Genomic DNA, 20,384 nt, shown 5'->3' on the forward strand with positions numbered 1-20,384 from the left:
AAATTTATAATTAAAACTTCACAATAGCTCTTAAATTCAAAAATCTTGCTGATAGGGCATTGGGAATGGCGTATCTTTGTCTGTTCAGATCACTTACCCAAGTATAAGAGATTACATTATTGATAGCCAGTAGGTTTAGAATATCTGCTCCTATCCATAACGACTGAAAAACCGTTCTACCTCCAAAACGAACTCTATCCACATATTTAGAAAAACCTACATCTACTCTTCTAAATGCCTTCCCTTGAAAAACATTTCGTAATTCAGGATTATTAGGAACGTTAAAAGGCAAGCCTGTTCCCCAAACCAAATTCAAATTCATTCGCCAAGTAGGGTTATTAGGCAAATGGTCTTCCAAATACATTCCTAAAGTAAGTCTTTGATCTGTAGGGCGTCTGAGATAACCTTTGTTATCAAAATCAACATCTTCTTTGGTTTGCATCAAACTCATTGAAAACCAAGATTCTGTACCTTTAATAAACTCCCCACTTATTCTACCATCCCAACCCACTGCATAGGCTTTTGCTCCATTAGTCGCATAATATCGCAGGCGTACATTATCAACATCATAAGGCACTACATCCCATAAATATTTGTAATACAATTCATTAGTAAGCCTAAAGTTTCTATCACCAAAGGCTTTAAAAACATAATCGTTACCCACTACAGCATGGATAGATTTTTGAGATTTTAGATTTAGATTTAAATTACCTTGAAAGTCTCTTAGCTCTCTAAAAAATGGTTGCTGCTGATATACTCCTACTGCTCCTTTCCAAATCATATCTTTTCGACCTCGTGGTTTGATAGCATATTGGAGTGTTGGGCTTACAAGAAATTCTTTGTTTATACTCCAATAAGCAAGCCTTACACCATAAGTCAGGGTTTGATTGGTATCTATTTGAATAGTATGTTGAGAATATGCTGAAAAACGACTGCTTTCTAAGGTATTGTCTCTAAAATTTCTATAAATAACGTTCACAAAGCCTACTGAATCTGTAAAATTATACTCTTGAAGTTTGTCATTGATATTTTCATAAGAATATCTTAATCCAAATTCAATTTTGTGTTTGGAGTTCAAATCATACACAGAACGATTTTCAAAGGCATAAATTTGAGCTTTCAGTCGGTTTCGTAAATACAAGTATTCTGAGCCTACCCCTACAGTCGTAACACATTCATTAAAACCTTGTGTTCCAAAATTAGGATTGATTTCACATAATCTATATCCACCTTCCACATCAGAATACTCTTTTTCAGAAGTAAATACTTGTGAGAGTATCCAATTAGTTGTTAGCTTATTATTTGGTTTAAAAGTTAGTTTAAAAGCATTTTGAGTAATGTCATAATCCATTTTTTCTTGCCCTTCAAAAGCTACAAAAAGTCTTAATACCCTATTAACGGTACCAAATGTTGTTTCTTGAGATTCAGGACTTACCAAATAGCGATTTTGAGCATAAGAAGTAAGTAAACTTAATGTCAATTTTTTTGAAAACTCATAGCTTGCATATCCCTGAAAATCAAAAAATTGAGGCAAATATTGTCCTTTTACAGGCAAAGTATTTAATAAATATCGAGAGCTTTTACGCCTTACACCTGCTGTATAACTGAATTTCTGATTTTTACTAATCCCTTCTATATGCCCTTGATTATTAAGGATACCAAGTGTTAAAGAGCCTCCATTTTTGATAGGTTCTCTGTATTTTACATCCAAAACAGAAGAAAGCTTATCCCCATATTTCGATTGCCAGCCTCCTGAAGAAAAAACCACATCTCCAGCCAAATTTGGGTTGATAAAACTCAAGCCTTCTTGCTGTCCTGCTCGTATCAAAAATGGTCTATATATCTGAATATCATTTACATACACCAAATTTTCATCAAAGCTACCACCTCGTACTGAGTAAGTTGCAGAAAGCTCATTATTACTTACAACTCCTGCCAATGTCGCCAATATTTTATTAAAATCCCCAAATGCAGAAGGCATTGCTTCAAGTTTTTTAGCATCAAAGCGAGTAATACTCACCTCCATACGTTGCAAACTATCTTTTTTCTTGGCAACAATATCAATACCTTTGATTTCTGCTACTTTAAACACAAAATTTAGCTCTGTGATGCTACCCTCCAAAACTCTCACTAAAGTATCTTTACTAAGTCCCAAATAACTAATCTTGAGTGATATATCTATATTTGCAGGTATTTCCAAACGATATATTCCTTGTGGATTGGTAGTTGTTCCTATTCTGTAATTAGGAAGAGCCAACACAACAAAATCTAAGGGCTTGCCTAACTCATCTGTTATTTTGCCTTGTATAATTCCTTTTTGAGAAAAGGTTTGAAAAGAAAGAATAAAAAAGAGGAAAATTAATAATCTTGACATTGATAATACTGGTTTTGACAAATATACACAAAGAGTTCATAAGAGCCTTTGTTGTTGATTTAAAACTTTACAAGATTTTTATATAAAATATTGTTTATCAGATTATTATCCAAACATCAATTTTGTATTACATAAAAACTACAAATAAATATTCTGTTTATTACCAGTTTTTTATAATTTTGTTTTCCCTAACAACTGAAAAACAAACAAATAGCCAAAATGAAAAAACATATACTCATCTTATTTCTTTGCTTTGTTGGAATTATAAACTCTTCTAAAGCAACGCATATCGTAGGAGGAGAACTCCAAATGACATTTATTTCTGGTACAACTTATCGTTTCAACCTGAATATGTATTGGGATAAGACATCCACAGTGAAAGACAACAGCATTACCATTGGTATTTACAGAAAATCTAATAATGGAAGAGTCCAAACCCTAACACTTCCTTTAGTTTCTGAAACCAATTTATCTTTCCCTGTTGATTCTTGTACTAATCAAATACTTTTACGTTTCACACGTTTGGTATATGAAACACAAGCTACACTTGTATTGGCCGACTACTCTGACGCTGCTGGTTATTATGCTATTTGGGATAGATGTTGTAGAAACAATGCAATTTCTAATATTACCAACCCTGGTGGAGCAGCCAATGCTTTTTATCTAGATTTTCCAGCCATACAACAAGCAGGTAATCCTTTTATCAATAATAGTCCAGCATTTTCTACTCCACAAGCAAGTTATTTGTGTTTAGGAGGTGATTTTACTTTTAATTTTGGAGCTACTGATGCTGATGGGGATAATTTAGTGTATTCTATGGATACACCCTTCAATGGTATAGGAGCTAGTGGTAATGCTATTCCAAATCCTCCAGCAACTTATCCTTTTCCTCCATCTCAAATCACTTGGGCACCTGGGTTTTCAGCTACCAATGCCATTCCCAGTACTTTTGGTTTCCCGCTTACTGTTGACCCTACCACAGGTGTTCTTTCTGGTAAGCCTAGTCAAGCAGGTTTGTTTGTTTTTTCTGTAAAATGTGAAGAATTTAGAGGTGGTATTAAAATTGGAGAAGTAAAAAGAGATTATCAGATTTTAGTTAAAAACTGTCAAGAATTAAATCCAACACCTCAAACTCGTTTACAATTGCCTAATGGAAGTATTTATCAAGAAAACACATTATTAGATTTGGATGCTAACCAAGCTCTTTGTTTAAATTTACAGTTTTTTGATACTCCTGGACAAAATATTAAAATGACTTATTATCCTATTAATGATAATGCTAAAAAGTTAACTCTCAACAATTACCGTCCATTCAGAAATGCAGGAAATCAAACAGTAAGTGCTGTTACAGTTAATTCTTCTGGTATTGGAGTTGCAAAATTCTGTTGGAAAGAATGTTTATATAGTTTTAAAGGTGATGAAATTTTTGAATTTGGTATTATTGTAGATGACCAAGGTTGTCCAGTAAGAGGAATTGATACATTATTTGTAAAAATGAAGGTACGTCCTAAATTTAACAACCCTCCATCACTTACTATTACTCAAGCTACACCCAATTTTGATATTCCCACACTTACAACAACTCCCCTACTCACATCAGGACAAGAAGTAAAAGCTACTTTCCAAGCATTTGACAAAGACAATGACTCTTTAAGTATTTTTGCAGTAGGTAGAGGTTTTAATATTGATAGTTTGGATATTACTTTCACACCTAAAGAGGGAAAAGGCAGATTTACCACAGATTTTATTTGGCGACCAGATTGTCGTTTCATCAAAATTAATGGACAAAACGACCAATTTATCATAGATATTATTTTAAGGGAAAAAAGTAATACTTGTAATGTTGCAGATGATACGCTCACTCTTAAAGTAAATTTAAAAGATGCTTTCTCGAATGTGGATAATTTCTTGCCTGCCAATACATTTACACCCAATGGTGATGGTGTCAATGATGTTTTCCAAATGGAAGATTTACCACAAGTAGCAGATTTTAATAGAATTTTGCCTTCGGATAACTGTTTATATCAATACAATGGAATAAAAATTTATAATCGTTGGGGAAAACCTATTTTTGAAAGTAAAGACAGGAACTTCAAATGGGATGGTAGTAACTTACCCATGGGTGTTTATTATTATGTAATAGATTACACCAGTAGACGCTATAAAGGAAGTCTCAACTTAGTGAAATAAAAATAAAGCCTCTTTTACAGAGGCTTTATTTTTGTAGTAAAAACGTACCAGAATTTTTAATCGTATTACCTATCAAGTCTTGTACTTCACAAGAATAGATATATACACCCGTAGGCATTGCTTTTCCTCCAAAATTCCCATCCCAACCTTCTCCCAAAGCAGATGATTCAAACAATTTTTGCCCATTCTGATTAAAAATTGACATTTTAAAATTCTTAATAAACAAACCTTTTGGGAAAAACGTATCATTCAATCCATCACCATTAGGTGTAAAGACATTTGGAAAAAATAGTCTTACAGGTCTTTCTATACGAATTAAATTTGAAAAAGACTCTCCAGTTGCTGTAATAGCCTTAATTCTATATTGGATAATCTGATTTTCTAAATCTTCCTTAGTATCTCTGTAGTTGGTGGCTGTTCCTGCAGGGAAATTATCTATTGCACCTCCAATACTATTTACTTTAACAACTTCATAGGCTATAACAGCCTCATTATTAGAATTTTTATAGGGTGTCCACTCCAAAAATCTTTCTTCAGGGCTTACATCTTTCCCTCTCAAAATAACAGGACAAGTTGTTTCAGATGTAAGGGTCTTGACACCACAACTTGTTGTATATTCTACTGTATAACAACTATTTTTAGTTTCTTTACCAGAAAAGCCTAATTGGACATTGGTTGTAACATCTAATACTTTTCCATTTTCTAACACTTGATAGGTTCGGAGTTCTTCTTGAGCTTGTCCAGTGGCAGTCCAAGAGATTTGAAGCTTGTTATCAAGGCTAAATGAGGCATTTACTTTTTGTACTTTGAGTGGTAAGTTACTAAATGTAGGAAAAAATGGTTGAGAGAACGTATGAGTATTATTACACAAATCTCTCAAACGAATTTCTATTCTATGTTCTTGTCCTAAATTATTTAAGCTATCTATTTCTAAACTATAATTATCTTGGTTCTTATTCTCTATGACATCCAATATTTCAAAAGGTTTTCCTCCTTTTGAAATCACTATTTCATAACGAATATCAGCAAACACTTTTGGAATTGATACTTTTATCTTTCCATTACATGCAGAACTAATACCTTGCTGTTCTGCTCTAAATGAACTGGCTATATCACTTAAGTTGTTATAAATCTGAAAGTTAGAAACAGTAGTATCTGCATTCACTCCAGATTCAAAGCCATCACCTGTCGTTTTATTGAGATTGTATTCTCCTACAACACTGATATTGGTTGTTCCAGCAGGAAAAGTAAGAATAGCAGGATTAGTTGTTATAATTTGTTCATTACTACCAAATTTTACTTTGTATCTATCATAAGGAGTAAACTCAACAAATTCTACTTTGAGTGTCCCAGCACAACGAGTTAATTTTACTTTAGGTTTGGGTGTTGGTAAAACTTGAACATAGTTACTTCTGACTACACTTGAGCCACCACCACTAATTAAATTACCAATAAACTCTACTGTGTAAATTCCTGTTTGGGTATATGTATGTGTTTTAGTTGTTGTTGGGCTTTGAGCAGGAAAAAATTTATAAAGACGATTAGGATCTGGATTAAAATTTACACACCCTGCATCATTCATCGTAATGGGCTTTCCAATACAAACTCGTACTTGTGTAGCAGAGGGTATATAATCTTGTGCATAAAAGCAATTTGCTTGTCCAAAAACTGAATTGATGAAAAGAATGCTACATGCCAAAAACAATAATTTCTTCATAGGAAATAAGTTATTCATAGTTCCAAATATACAAAAACTTATAAAACCAACATACTAAGAGCTTCATCTTCTTTAGCTCTCATGGTTTGTTTATCCATTTTTGTTTTATCCTTGTAACCTAGTAAATGTAACACCCCATGAATCATTACTCGGTGTAATTCTTGCTCAAAAGTAACTTGTAGTTTACCCGCATTTTCTTTTACTCTTTCAATACTTATAAAAATATCGCTTTCTATTTTTCCTTTTTCTTCAGAATTATCAAAAGTAATAATGTCTGTATAAGTATCATGGTCGAGATATTCTACATTTATTTGATGTAAATACTCATCATCACAAAAGATAAAATTCAAGTCTAAAACTTTTTGCTTTTCATTTTCTACAACACCCTTTATCCATTTTTTAAGTTTAAGTGAGTTTTTAAGTTTGAATTCTATATTTTCTTGAAAAAATTGTATCGCCATAATTTATATGTAATTGATTTGTATAAAATTTAATCTTTGAAAGCAAAAGGCTACAAAATAATTTGTAGCCTTTTATTAGTCTTATTTAAAAGCATCTTTATAAATCTGTCTATATTTCATAGCCAGCTCTTTGTATTTAGCTGCATCAGGGCTTTTACGTTCTTCAAGAGTTTGGGCAAATACGCTGAGAGCATATATATTATGCTGAATGCGATATGCATCTTTTCCGTTGTAATTATCATTTAAATACGCAAGAGTAAGATCAGCCTCCTTACCTATCTTCTGATAAAGTTCTGTAGCTTTCTTTTCTTCTCCTGCTTCAAAAAGTAAAGGAACTAATTGTGCTACATATACATCATAAGGTATTGATTCTATGGGTATTACTTTAAGAGAGTGTAACATCAATTCTTTAGCTTTATCTTTTTTACCTTCTGCAATAAGTGCTTCTGCTATTTCTACAATATTTTCACGAGCTTGAGCAATAAACCCTAAATAGTCTTCATTATGATACACTTTCGGATTATCTAAACCTCTCCATGTCATTTTTCTTGTTATTTCTTTACCCTTAAAGGTTTGTTTCTTTTCTTTCATGAATAAATCATAACTCAAATCTGTATTGACATAAAGCTCTTTATTTTTAGGCGTGCTAATACCCACAGGTACAGGCAGTAACCTATATGCTAAACCTTCGATTTGCATATAATCTTTTAAGCCTAAATAATCATCAGCACCCAATTGTGTAGCAAAATAAATAGGACGTTTCCAGTGATTATTAACAATAATATCCAACATGATTAACTCATCTTTATCTATACTTTTAGCAGGTAATTGCCAATACATTGGATATTTGAGTAATGTATCAGCTTGTGCGGGTAAAAATCCTGATTTTTTAATAAAATCTATATCTTTTTCTATACTTAATAAAAGTTTTTGTGAAGGCAAAATTGACTCTCCTTTATCATCTAAAATATATTGATTCTTTTGTTTTAATAAATCTAAGTATTGGTCTAATGGAATACCCTCTCCCATCAGCTTTTTAGCTTCTTTTTCAGGTAGTATAGGGCTTGGTTCAACAGATATCACATCATTTGTACCTGAACGATACAAAGGTTCTTCTAATGAAATAGGTAAAGGGTCTGAATCGTAAGCAGGTAATTTCATTTGAGAAATATACCAATCTGTCCCCAAAAGGCTTGTATTACAAACTCTTACATCAGTACGAAAACCTTCTACTTCTTGAGCGTACCACAAAGGAAATGTATCATTATCACCTCCTGTAAATAAAATAGAATTGGGTTCACAAGAACTCAGTAGATTTTTTGCTGAATCCACAGAATAATATCTTCCCGAACGATTGTGATCATCCCAACCTTGTTGCAACATCAAAAATACACAAGCAACACCCAATACACCTGCAACACTCCAAGCAACCGGATTTTTATAAGTAATGCCTGCTGTTGGGTCTTGAGGGGTAGGTTTATTTTTGGATAATACTCCTTCTAAAATTTCTATCAAACCTAAAACTCCAAAACCCATCCAGATAGCAAAAGCATAAAATGAACCTACATAGATATAATCTCGTTCACGTGGCTCAATAGGAGGGGAGTTTAAATAAACTATCAAAGCCATACCTGTAAGTAAGAATAATAAACCTATAATTCCTGCTGTTTGTTTATTTCGTAGAATATTAAAAACTATTCCTACTATACCCAAAATAAGAGGGATTGCAAAGAAGTTATTTCTTGCTTTATTTTTTGCCAAGTATTCAGGTAGATTTTTACTAGAGCCACCCAATGCTATTCCTGCATCTTTAATATCACTTTCTCTTCCTATAAAGTTCCAAGCAAAATAACGCCAATACATGTGTCCAAGTTGAAACTTAAAGAAAAATTTCAAGTTATGGTACATAGTAATGGTTTCATCTTCTTCTATGTTTAACCAACTTCTATATAATCTATTATGTCCTTGAGAGGTGCTATGAATACGGGGAAAAAACATTTGCCTCACCTCTGGCCCATAAATAGGTTCTCTTGCATAATTAACAATCACATATTTTCCTTGTTTTTCATCTTTTTTATAGATTGGAGTTTCCGTAAATCCTTGATAATAACTCATTTGGCGTTGTTCTATTTGCATTTTCTCATACAACTCTTGCTGGCTTGTAAAAATAGGTCCAAAAAGTAAAGGACGGCTTCCGTATTGCTCACGGTTTAAGTAAGAGATAAGTGTTACTAAATCTTCTGGGTTATTTTCATCCATTGGAGGGTTGTAAGCCGAACGAATTAGGATAATACCATAGGATGCATAACCTATTAGAACAAGCGTAAAGCTCAACATTCCAATATTTAATAGTACTTTTCCTTTTTTGATAGAATACACAATTCCATAAATTATTCCTCCTATAATTAATAAACCTAAAAATAAGATACCTGAATTGAATGGTAAACCGATTGTATTTACAAAAAACACTTCTATTTTTTTAGCCAATGTAGGAAGTCCAGGTATTAACCACATCAAAAATACTAAAATAGCTGAGCCAGCTAAAATCGAGTAAATTGTGCCTTTTAGAGTAACATTTTTAGATTTATTAAAATAATAAATCATGGCAAGTGCTGGAATCGTTAAGAGGTTCAAAGGGTGAACACCAATGGAAATACCTATCAAATAAGCTATTAATAGTAACCAACGATTTGCCATTTTTTCTTCCTTCACAACATCCCACTTCAGCATTGCCCAAAATATAAAACCTGTTAGAAATGATGACATAGCATATACTTCGGCTTCTACTGCAGAAAACCAAAAAGAATCTGAGAATGCGTAAGCCAATGCTCCAACAGCACTTGCAAACATGATGCTGTGTGTTTGAGCTTTAGTAGGTTCAAAATCAGGCTTATTGTAGTTAAAAAACTTAAGAGCTAAAAGAGAGATAGTCCAATACAAGAAAAGTATAGTAAATCCACTGCTCAAACCAGAAGAAAGATTGACCATATAAGCTACTTGTGAAGGCTCAGAAGCAAGCATAGCAAACATTCTATTTACAAGTAAAAAGAATGGTGTACCAGGAGGGTGTGGAACTTCTAATTTTGCAGAAGCTGAGATAAATTCACCACAGTCCCAGTAACTTGCTGTGGGTTCTAAAGTAAGTAAATAGACTGTAGTAGCTATCAAGAAAGCTATCCAGCCCAAAATCGTGTTAAGTTTTTTGAAATACTGCATTGAGTAAACTAAATTTAGTTAAAATATTGAAGTTTTTGTAATCAATTTATTTTTCTTGCGTCTTGTTTCTACGGTCTCATCTCTAAACTTACTGCATCATCAAAAAAGCTTTGATATATTCTTGAATATCACCGTTTAATACATTTTGTACATCTGTACGTTCCACACCTGTACGTACATCTTTTATGAGTTTGTAAGGATGTAGAACATAGTTCCTGATTTGAGAGCCAAAATCTATTTTTTTCTTTGTTCCTTCTATTTTATCTTTTTCTTCTTGGCGTTTTTCAAGTTCCAACTGATATAAACGAGATTTTAACATTTGTATTGCCTTATCTCTGTTTTGATGTTGTGAACGTTCTTGCTGACATTCTACAACAATTCCTGAAGGCTTATGTCGAACTCTTACAGCTGTTTCTACTTTATTTACATTTTGTCCACCTGCACCACCCGAACGGAACGTATCCCAATCCAAATCAGCAGTATTGATATTGATTTCAATGTTATCATCTACCACAGGATATACAAAAACAGATGCAAATGAGGTTTCTCTACTACCTCCCGAATTGAATGGTGAAATACGCACCAAACGATGTACCCCTATTTCAGATTTAAGAAGCCCATAAGCAAACTGCCCTTCAAACTCAAGTGTTGCAGATTTAATTCCTGCCACATCTCCCTGTTTCAAATGCACTTCTCTTACAGTAAAGCCGTTTTTTTCGCCCCATAAAATATACATACGCATCAGCATTTCTGCCCAGTCGCAACTATCTGTTCCACCTGCCCCAGGATTAATTTCTAACATGGCATTGAAACTATCTTCTTCAACACTCAACATTTTCTTAAACTCCAGTTCCTCTATGGCTTCTGTAATTTTCGCAAATTCTTGGTCTATTTCAGTCTCAGAAACTTCATTGTTTTGATAAAACTCATATAAAACATCAAAATCTGCATCCATTTGTAAAAGAGCACTCATAGGTTCTGTCCAAACCTTGATGTTTCTAATTTCCTTTAATAAAGCCTCTGCTTGTTTAGGATTATCCCAAAAATCTGATACTGTAGTACGTTCTTGTTCTTGTTCTAAAAGAACTTTTTTATGATCGTAGTCAAAGATACCTCCTTAAAGCTGAGATACGAGCTTTTGATTCTTTAATTTGTTCTTGGTTCATGGTTTTATAAAAATATTTGCAAATTTAGAAAAAGTCTTGAATTGATTGCCAAATACCTACGAGTATTTACACGACTTCATAGGGGTTTTATTTTGTTTTTTTATATTTTTTTATCATCTTTATTTTTTTGAACGTTTTTTGATATTAAGAGTATTTTAATTTTTGATGATTAACGCAATCATGTATGAAATTAAGTTTAAAGTTACCATTTATAAAAAAAGACACTTTTGGGCATATTATTCCTCTAAAAAGGCTACTTGTTTCATTGATAGGCAGCCTTACTTTTCCTCGTTTAAATTGGATTAATAAAACACATTTTAAAGGAAAAGATATTTTAGAAAAACTGCCCAATACAGGTGTTTTATTTGTTTCTAATCATCAAACTTATTTTGCTGATGTGATTACAATGCTTCATGTATTTTGCACTGTAAATTCTAAAATCACTAAAAATACTAAAAATCCTTTTTATTTACTAAAACCACGAACCAATACTTATTTTGTAGCAGCCGAAGAAACCATGAAATCTGGTTTTATTCCTCGTCTGTTTGCGTATGTAGGTGCTATTCAGGTAAAAAGAACTTGGAGAGAAGCTGGAAAAAACATTAAGAGAGAAGTAGATACACAGGATACAGCCAATGTTGGGAGTGCTTTGGAAGATGGCTGGGTGATTACTTTTCCACAAGGAACAACCAAAGCTTTTGCCCCAGGGAGAAAAGGCACAGCCCACATCATCAAACAATACAAACCTCTTGTTGTCCCTGTTGTTATTGATGGTTTTAGAAGAGCTTTTGATAAAAAAGGTTTAGTTCTTAAAAAAACAGGTACACAACTCAAAATAACTTTCAAAGAACCCCTACAAATTAATTATGAGGATGATGCAGATATTATTTTGGAACAAGTGATGGATGCGATAGAGCAATCAGAAAAATTCAAGTTTAAATTTGATAGCCCTGAAGGTAAATAAACGGATTCATTTCAAAATATTTTTTTTTCTCAAGGTTTTCTGTATTTTTGCACTCCGAAAACATGAAGACCAAAAAACACATATCTATTTTTGCACTCTTGCTTTTATTGTTCTGGATTTCAGGAACAATAAGCTATGCTTTTTCGCAAAAAGGATTCTGTAACAAAACTGAACAAAAAGATAAAAAGCCTACACAAACAGAAATTTCAGCTTATCAGGTAAAAGCCTCTATGCCTGTAACTTCTACATCTTTTGTTCAGGCTATTTACTTTTTGATTTTTGAAACACCTTATGTCGTTTTAAATAATATTTCTCATTATTTTCAAAAACCAATTTTCAGAGTTTCCTTCTTTGAAAAAGTTTTTGAGCATATTATAGCACCCCAAGCCCCGTAATTTAACTTTCCAACATATTAAGATTAAGCTGTCTTTGATATTTAATAAGGAATTATCATTTACAACTTATCTTTTATAATTCATATCTAATTTTAAATCGTTTATTCACAATTTTAAATAATCTAAATTATCATGAAAAATCGTTCAGTTATTATTTTCCTGACGGTTGTAATTGCAATTTTGTGTATTTACTCACTATCCTTTACTTGGGTAGCCAGAGGTGTACGTAATGATGCAAAAGCAAAAGCAACCAACAAAGAAGGCATTGAAGATGCTGTTAAAAGACAAGAGATTTTAAGAAATAAATCTTATGAAACTGTTTTTGATATTGGAATCGCTCAATATGACTATAACAGCGTAAAGAAAAGAGAATTAGGCTTAGGGCTTGACTTACAAGGTGGTATGCAATTCACTTTGCAAGTATCTCATGCCGAGTTACTTAAAATTTTAGCAGGAAGAAGAGCGAAAGAAGCTGTTTTCCAAAAAGCATTGGCTAGTGCTAAAGAAAAACAGAAAAAGAGTTCTACTCGTTTTACACAACTTTTTGCTGATGCAGTAGAAGAGTTGGCTCCTAAAACGCAATTGTCTCGCTTTTTTGTAAGTTCTACCAATTCAGAAATTACTCTACAATCATCTAATAATGATGTAATTAAGTTTCTTGACAAGAAAACAGAAGAAAGTGTTGATATCGCTTTTAGAATTATTCAAGACCGTGTTGATAAAACAGGTTTGGCAAACCCTAGTATTTCTAAAGTACCCGCTTCTGGTCGTATTCAAATTGAATTGCCTGGTGTAGAAGATCCTGAAAGAACCGAAAAGCTTTTGAAGAGTCAAGCCAAATTAGAGTTTTGGGGAGTTTATGATTTCCAAGGCTTAGCAGGTGGTTTTAGTCAATTTGTAGATTATGTAAACAAAACTGAAGCTTCAAGCACAACAGGTTCTAAAAAAGAAGGTAATACAGATGCCAACCCTTTTGCTAAAAAAGATGATTCTACGAAAAAAGATGAGGTAAAACAAGATACAACTTCTAAAAAAACTGATACACTCAGCAAACCCAAAGCTGATTCTGTAAAGAAAAATGATACAGGTAAAAAACCTGAACCTAAAAAAGATACGACTAAGAAAGATACCACTAATAAAAACTCTAATTCTGCAGCTTTCAATAAGTTGTTTAGTATTGGAGCTGGCAATATTTTTTATGTAAAGTTAGAAGATACAGCACGTATCAATAAAATATTTGCAAAAGAAGAAGTAAAAGCGATGTTCCCTTCCGATTTTGTCTATATGTGGGGTGCTAAAGTGGATGATGAAGAAAAACTTGGTAATGGACAAGATAATCCAACAAAAAGCAAATTGCCTTTATATTTCTTAAAAGCTGGTGTTGATGGTGAGCCTTTATTGGGTGGTGATGTTGTAGAGAATGCCTTCCGTGATTACGACCCTCAGAAAGGTTATGGTGTAACCATGGTTATGAATGTAAAAGGTGCTCAAGATTGGGCTCGTATCACAAAAGAGAATATAGGTAAACAAGTTGCCATTGTTTTGGATAGAGCTGTTTATTCTGCTCCTACTGTACAAAACGAAATTACAGGAGGTAATTCATCTATTTCAGGAAACTTCACTTTAGAAGAGGCTCAAGACTTAGCAACTATCTTAAAATCAGGTAAATTACCTATCCCAACAGAAGTTGTAGAACGTGGTATTGTAGGTTCTTCTTTAGGACAAGAATCTATCAATCAAGGTTTGCTTTCTACATTGGTGGCTATTGCAGTAGTATTTTTATTTATTTATTTATACTATAACGTTGCTGGTCTAATTGTTTGGGTAGCATTGATTGCAAACATCTTCTTTACATTGGGTGTAATGGCTTCGTTTGGTACAGTCCTTACACTTTCTGGTATTGCTGGTTTTGTACTTTCTGTTGCGATGTCCATTGATGCGAACGTACTAATTAACGAACGTATTCGTGAAGAATTGCAAGTTGGCAAATCGTTTGGCGAGGCTGTTCGTATTGGTTATACAAAAGCATATAGCTCTATCTTAGACTCCAACATTACTACCTTTATCATTGGTGTAATTTTGTATTTGTTGAGTGAGGCAAGTTTGGTAAGAGGTTTTGCCATTACTTTGATGATTGGTATTTGTACATCATTATTTAGTGCTATTTTTATTACTCGTCTGATTACAGAAGTATTTTATGTTTCAAGAGGTAAAGCTCTTAGTTTCAAATCTGCATTCTTCAATAGTATTTTCCCTAAAACGAATTTCAATTTTATTGCTATTCGTAAGAAAGCATATATGTTCTCAGGAGCTATTATTTTGGTAGGTGCTATTTTAGCTGTGATACAAGGTGGTTTTACATTTGGTGTTGATTTCACAGGTGGACGCTCTTATGTGGTGGCTTTCAATAAAACGATACCAACCAACGAAGTTCGTGAAACACTAAGCAAAACATTCCAAGCAGGTACAGAAGTAAAAACATTCAATACTAGTAGCCAAGTAAAAGTTACAACCAACTATTTGGCTGATGATGCTGATGCTGACGCAAAAGTAGAGGCTAAACTCAAAGAAGGTTTATCAAAATATCAAGATGCAAAACCTGAAATTGTAAGTTTCACAAAAGTAGATTCTACTGTAGCTGATAGTATTTTGGATACAGCTCGTTATGCAGTAATTCTATCTCTTATAGCTATGTTTATTTATATTATTGCTCGTTTCCAATACTGGCAATATGGTTTGGGAGCATTAATTTCATTGGCTCACAACGTTTTAATTACATTAGCTTTTGTCCCTATTGCAAAAGTATTTGGTTTGAATTTAGAAATTGACCAAGTATTTGTTGCTGCTATTCTTACTGTAATTGGTTACTCTATCAATGACACGGTGGTTGTATTTGACCGTATTCGTGAATTTGCGAAGCAAAGCATTGATAGTAAAGACTTTGCGGGTCAGTTGAATAGTGCAATTAATGATACTTTGAGTCGTACAGTTGTAACAGGTATTACTACTATTACTTCAACACTTATTTTGTTATTCTTTGCAGGTGAAGTGTTAAGAGGATTCTCATACTCGATGTTCATCGGTATTGTGTTTGGTACATATTCATCTATCTTTATTGCTGCTCCTGCTGTATTAGATTTCGCAAGAAGAAAAAGTGCTGAAGAAGCAAAGAAAGAAGAGGAAAAAAGATTAGCTGAAGAAGCAAATGCTAAGACTGAAATCAAATCGTAATTGATTTTGTTTCCTTATAAAAAATAACCTGCAAGAAACTTAAACTTGCAGGTTATTTTTTTATTTTTACATCTAAACACTAAAATCTTATCTTGCACGTTTTTTGTATTAGGTAGATTTGTATTAAATTTTAGGTAAAATGATGATTATGAAAAAATTTCTGGTGATTATACCTGTGGCTCTGCTTACGGCTGTTGTTTGGAGCTTAGGTTTGTGGAAGAAGAATGCAGATGATACACCCACTGCCAATTTATTCCAAATATCAAAAGCAAATAAAATTTACTGTACTTTAGATACTAATATTAGTTTACGTCCCAATGGTATATTTGAGAAAAAAGCTACTACAGTTGTCTCTCTTATTGTAAATCGCCATTTCAAAAGAATGCAATTTGATGATTCTGTTTCTGCTAATATTTTTGATAATTTTATTGAAGAAATTGATGAAAACAAACTTTATCTTTTACAATCAGATATTGAAGATTTTAAAAAATATCGTCTATCAATAGATGATGAACTTCGTCAAGAAAAAAACAACCTCAATACAGCTTATTATATTTATAATATTTATTTAAAGCGTGTTTATGAGCGTTTAGAAAGAAATAAACTACTTGTCAAAGAAAAATATGACTTCAGTGCTGATGAATACTACGAAACAGACCGTAAAAAAGTCGGTTATGCTAAAACCCAAGAAGAAGCTGATAAAGAATGGCGTAAATTATTTAAAAACAGCTTTTTAGAAGCTAAAATGATAGGTGAAGCACCTGAAACTACTGTTACAAAACTGGAAAAACGTTATGATACTTTTAAAAAGAATCTAACAAAAACTACTGTTGAAGATGTATTTCAGACATACATGAATGCTTTGGCAATGGCTTATGATCCGCATACCAACTATTTTTCGCCTGTAGCAGCCTCTAATTTTAATATGTCTATGAATCGCTCTTTGGAAGGGATTGGAGCAACACTTACCAGTGAAAACGATTATGTAACTATCAGAGAAGTTCGTCCTGGTGGTCCTGCCTTCAAGAGTAAAAAGATATTCAAGAATGACCGTATTATTGCTGTAGCTCAAGGAGATGATAGTGAAATGGTAGATGTCATTGGCTGGAGAGTAGATGAAGCTATTCAATTGATTAGAGGAAAGCAAGGAACAGTTGTTCGCTTAAAACTTTTGCCAGCAAGCGAAGGAGCTAATGCCAAACCAATGGAGGTCAGAATGGTAAGAGAAAAAATTACTTTCGAAGAACAATCTTCTACCAAGCAAATTGTTGAATTTGAGAAAAATAAGAAAAAATATCGCTTTGGAATAATTGGTGTACCCGCATTTTATATCAATTTTGATGAATACAGACAAGGAAAACCTGATTATAAAAGTACAACTAATGATGTAAAGAAAATCTTAGAAGAGCTCAAAACTGAAAATGTTGATGGGATTATTGTAGATTTGCGTTATAATGGTGGTGGTTCTTTGAAAGAGGCTATTGACTTAACAAGTTTGTTTATCAAAGGTGGGGCTGTAGTACAAGTCAAAGATGCTAATGGACGTATCAGCGTTGGTGATACAGACGATTTTGAACAAGTATATAATGGACCTTTGCTTGTAATGACAAATCGTTTTAGTGCTTCTGCTTCTGAAATTTTCGCTGGAGCAATTCAAGATTATAAAAGAGGTATCATTGTAGGTGAAAGCACTTATGGAAAAGGTACTGTTCAGAATATCATGGATTTGAGTAAATATATTGTCTCTGAAAGTAATAATGGCAATGTTGGTCAGTTAAACTTAACAGTTTCAAAATATTATAGAGCATCTGGAAGTAGTGTTCAAAACAAAGGTGTTATTCCTGATGTACTGTTACCAACTCCTTTTGAAGATAAAGAATTTAGTGAAGCTTCTTATAAAACATCTCTTCCTTGGGACGAAATAGCTTCTGCAAAAAGCTTTAAGCCCACAAATGAAATATCTGAGAAAACTCTTAAAAATATACAAAGTAGCTTCCAAAAACGTATGAAAACAGAGGATGATTTGAAAAAATTAATCGCTGATACTGAAAAATCTCGTAAAAGAAGACAAGAAACTAAAATTTCTTTGAATGAAGCAAAAAGGAAAGCAGAAAAAGAAGCTCTCAAAAATGAGAAGAAACTCATAGAAGAAGAGGAAGAAGATGTGAACAATGTAAATGATACAAAAAAGCTTGTAGAAAATTTTAATAATTTAAAAGATTTGTATCTAAAAAATGCTATTCAGATTGTTCATGAATTATCTCAAACTAAAAAATAAATATCAATCTATCACAATTAAATTTCAATTTGCATGAAAAAAATTAGTTTTTTATTGGTTGCATTGTTAGCCTTATCTTCTATGAGTTATGCTCAAAAGGAAAAGAAAGAGAAAAAGAAGAAAAAAAATAAAACTGAAGCCTCAAATGGTAAAGTTGTATTACGTTATAAATTAAAAAAGGGTGATGTTTTTACACAAGTAATGGAATCTAACCAGAAAATAACCATTCCTTCTATGTCTATGGAAATGCCTATGGCACAATCTTATACATTTAAAAACAATGTAACAGATGTGGATGCTACAGGTAATATTACCACTGAAATGACCTACGAAAAAATCTATTCAAAACAAGCAAACCCTATGACAGGTGCAGAAGTAGAGTTTGACTCTGATGATGAGAAAAAACAACCTGCTGAACTTGCGAACCTTAAAGAAATGAAAGGTAAGAAAGTTTCAACAACAACGGCTCCCAATGGCAAAATCACAAATGTTAGTGATGAAGCTGCTAAGCAAGCTATCAATAGTATGAGTAATGAATTTCCTGAAACACCATTAGGAGTTGGTGATACGTGGGAAAGAACAAGTGAAAATAAAAGCCAAGTTGGTGTTTTAGTTACAAAATCAACCTATAAAGTTGTAGAGCGTAAAGATGGTAAAATGACTGTAGAAGTAGCTAGTACAATTTCACAAGATGGTAAAGAAGCAGGTACACAAACTGGTAAAATGATTATAGAAGAAAATACTGGTGTTATTTTGGAAGCTAATATGACTCAAAAAATGAGCGTATCTGCTCAAGGAATGGATGTAGTTGTAGATGGTACTTCGAAAATCACAACAAAAAAATAATTTCAATTATAAAATCTTCACATAAAAGGGCATTTAAAAATGCCCTTTTATTTTACTCTTTCCAAATCGTTAGAGTCTATCCAACCACTTGTTTTTTTACTATTATAAATAAAGTGTGTAAATACAAAACTCCCTTTTGTTTCCTCAGCCAATATAAATTGTCCTGCAACTAAATAAGCGTTTGTTGGGTTTTCATAGTTTGCATCTAAATAAAAATAGGCTTGCGGGCTTATTACCTTATAGACAGGTTTTACATGGTCGGCTATATAATGTTTAAATATAAAACCTTCTTTATCGTTATATCGAACTCGTACCCAATCAGGCTGATTACTCTCACTCAAAACATAAACAGCATCTCCATAAGGAATTGTAGCTATTACACTTCCTGTTTGTGGAAAACTTCGTAAATTTAGGTTTGTAGAAGTAACATACATTTTAACACCGTCTTCCTTTGGTTTCTCTTCTTTTCCTTCATTACTCAGAAATTGTTCTTTTACAAAATTGCTGATAGGCTCATAAAAAACAACTACTGTAGCAATTAAAACAACCCATACCCCTAGAGCAAAATACCATTTCTTTAGACTTTTTTTGGTTTCTAACTTTTCGGGTACTATTTTATTTTCAACTTTCTGAATTGGAGGAATAGACGTTTTAGTCTCTTTTTCAATGGATATGGGGTTGTCTAATGCCTTTATAATATCCAATGCTGTTGCAAATCGGTCTTGTGGATTACGTTGTAAACATGTCTGCAAAACGAAAATAGAAGGATCAGAAATATCCTCTTTTAAAGCTTGTATATCAACAAAATCCTTATTAACAATAGTATCATAAATAGTATATTCTGATGTAAGTTGCTCCAAAGGATATTTCCCTGTAAGCATCACATAATACATCAGACCTAAAGAATATATATCTGTTCTGTGGGTAATATCTTTATCTCCTCTTACTTGTTCAGGACTCATAAAATAAATAGAACCCATTCTCATACCCGTTTTTGTCAAATGTCTTGATTCTCCAGAAAGCATTTTTGCTATTCCAAAATCTAGGATTTTTACCTTATTATCAGGAGTAATAATAAAATTTGAAGGTTTTATATCTCTGTGTACAATTCCTTGACTATGAGCATATGCCAATGCTTCAGCAATTTGGCGTAAAATATCTTTAGCTTTCGTTTCAGGAATTTTTCCATTTTGCTTAATTAAATCATCTATAACAACCCCTTCTGCATATTCCATTACCAAAAAGGCTTCATCTCCTTCTTCAATATAATCGTATAAAGCCACAATGTTAGAGTGATTCAGTCTAGCAAGGGCTGAAGCTTCATTTTTGAAACGTTCTTTAATTTGTATATTTTTGGAAAGCTGAGGGTTTAAAACCTTGATGGCTGCTTTTCTTTCTTGCATAAGAACATGGTGGGCTTTATAGACTGTGCCCATTCCTCCTTCTCCTATTACGCTTTCTATGATATAATTTTGTATTTTTCTGCCTTGCATAACGATTCGTCCATTATATCTTTACTTCTTATTCTTCGTGGTATTAGTTTTCT

At 32.9% G+C, this 20,384-nt stretch carries 10 protein-coding genes and 2 pseudogenes; 6 read left to right on the top strand and 6 right to left on the bottom strand.

Annotated elements, in window-relative coordinates:
* Positions 1–10 precede the first annotated feature (10 nt).
* Positions 11–2,374 (bottom strand): colicin receptor, encoded by a 2,364-nt coding sequence (locus tag AD998_00220; protein KOY84784.1) that lies wholly within the window; start codon positions 2,372–2,374, stop codon positions 11–13.
* A 309-nt stretch (positions 2,375–2,683) separates the two neighbouring features.
* Between AD998_00220 and AD998_00225 the strand changes: the two are divergent.
* A pseudogene (locus AD998_00225) lies at positions 2,684–3,535 on the top strand (hypothetical protein).
* 1,054 nt (positions 3,536–4,589) lie between these two features.
* Here AD998_00225 and AD998_00230 read toward each other — a convergent pair.
* From AD998_00230 to AD998_00245, 4 genes are all read right to left on the bottom strand, one after another.
* Positions 4,590–6,281: a hypothetical protein gene (locus AD998_00230; GenBank protein ID KOY84785.1), complete on the bottom strand. Its 1,692-nt coding sequence runs from the start codon at positions 6,279–6,281 to the stop codon at positions 4,590–4,592.
* Between the two features lie 38 nt (positions 6,282–6,319).
* Positions 6,320–6,742, bottom strand: a complete 423-nt coding sequence (locus AD998_00235; GenBank protein KOY84786.1) for an rRNA maturation factor — start codon at positions 6,740–6,742, stop codon at positions 6,320–6,322.
* Positions 6,743–6,823: 81 nt separating this feature from the next.
* Positions 6,824–9,958, bottom strand: a complete 3,135-nt coding sequence (locus tag AD998_00240) for a hypothetical protein (GenBank protein KOY84787.1) — start codon at positions 9,956–9,958, stop codon at positions 6,824–6,826.
* Between the two features lie 88 nt (positions 9,959–10,046).
* Positions 10,047–11,069 (bottom strand): peptide chain release factor 2, encoded by a 1,023-nt coding sequence (locus tag AD998_00245; protein ID KOY84788.1) that lies wholly within the window; start codon positions 11,067–11,069, stop codon positions 10,047–10,049.
* Positions 11,070–11,308: 239 nt separating this feature from the next.
* On the opposite strand from AD998_00245, the gene AD998_00250 reads away from it, so the two are divergent.
* The 5 genes from AD998_00250 (at position 11,309) to AD998_00270 (ending at position 18,838) form a co-directional block, all read left to right on the top strand.
* Positions 11,309–12,088 carry a glycerol acyltransferase gene (locus AD998_00250; GenBank protein KOY84789.1) on the top strand — a complete coding sequence of 260 codons (780 nt, stop codon included), beginning with the start codon at positions 11,309–11,311 and terminating at the stop codon, positions 12,086–12,088.
* Positions 12,089–12,150: 62 nt separating this feature from the next.
* A complete protein-coding gene (locus AD998_00255) occupies positions 12,151–12,483 on the top strand; it encodes a hypothetical protein (GenBank protein ID KOY84790.1) in 333 nt (110 codons plus the stop codon).
* A gap of 132 nt (positions 12,484–12,615) precedes the next feature.
* Positions 12,616–15,714, top strand: coding sequence for a hypothetical protein (locus AD998_00260; GenBank protein KOY84791.1), 3,099 nt, complete (start codon positions 12,616–12,618; stop codon positions 15,712–15,714).
* A 148-nt stretch (positions 15,715–15,862) separates the two neighbouring features.
* Positions 15,863–17,992, top strand: a complete 2,130-nt coding sequence (locus AD998_00265) for a hypothetical protein (GenBank protein KOY87988.1) — start codon at positions 15,863–15,865, stop codon at positions 17,990–17,992.
* Between the two features lie 33 nt (positions 17,993–18,025).
* Positions 18,026–18,838, top strand: coding sequence for a hypothetical protein (locus AD998_00270; protein ID KOY84792.1), 813 nt, complete (start codon positions 18,026–18,028; stop codon positions 18,836–18,838).
* Positions 18,839–19,479: 641 nt separating this feature from the next.
* On the opposite strand, the pseudogene AD998_00275 reads toward AD998_00270, so the two are convergent.
* Positions 19,480–20,331: pseudogene (locus tag AD998_00275) on the bottom strand (hypothetical protein).
* Positions 20,332–20,384 lie beyond the last annotated feature (53 nt).

The sequence above is a fragment of the bacterium 336/3 genome (assembly GCA_001281695.1).
GTDB lineage: Bacteria > Bacteroidota > Bacteroidia > Cytophagales > Thermonemataceae > Raineya.

What these genes read in the sequence shown, in the direction of transcription:
- AD998_00270 (KOY84792.1), top strand. Translation starts at nt 18,026, where the DNA reads ATGAAAAAAATTAGTTTTTTATTGGTTGCATTGTTAGCCTTATCTTCT.
- AD998_00230 (KOY84785.1), bottom strand. Translation starts at nt 6,281, where the DNA reads ATGAAGAAATTATTGTTTTTGGCATGTAGCATTCTTTTCATCAATTCA.
- AD998_00265 (KOY87988.1), top strand. Translation starts at nt 15,863, where the DNA reads ATGAAAAAATTTCTGGTGATTATACCTGTGGCTCTGCTTACGGCTGTT.
- AD998_00235 (KOY84786.1), bottom strand. Translation starts at nt 6,742, where the DNA reads ATGGCGATACAATTTTTTCAAGAAAATATAGAATTCAAACTTAAAAAC.
- AD998_00250 (KOY84789.1), top strand. Translation starts at nt 11,309, where the DNA reads ATGAAATTAAGTTTAAAGTTACCATTTATAAAAAAAGACACTTTTGGG.
- AD998_00260 (KOY84791.1), top strand. Translation starts at nt 12,616, where the DNA reads ATGAAAAATCGTTCAGTTATTATTTTCCTGACGGTTGTAATTGCAATT.
- AD998_00220 (KOY84784.1), bottom strand. Translation starts at nt 2,374, where the DNA reads ATGTCAAGATTATTAATTTTCCTCTTTTTTATTCTTTCTTTTCAAACC.
- AD998_00240 (KOY84787.1), bottom strand. Translation starts at nt 9,958, where the DNA reads ATGCAGTATTTCAAAAAACTTAACACGATTTTGGGCTGGATAGCTTTC.
- AD998_00255 (KOY84790.1), top strand. Translation starts at nt 12,151, where the DNA reads ATGAAGACCAAAAAACACATATCTATTTTTGCACTCTTGCTTTTATTG.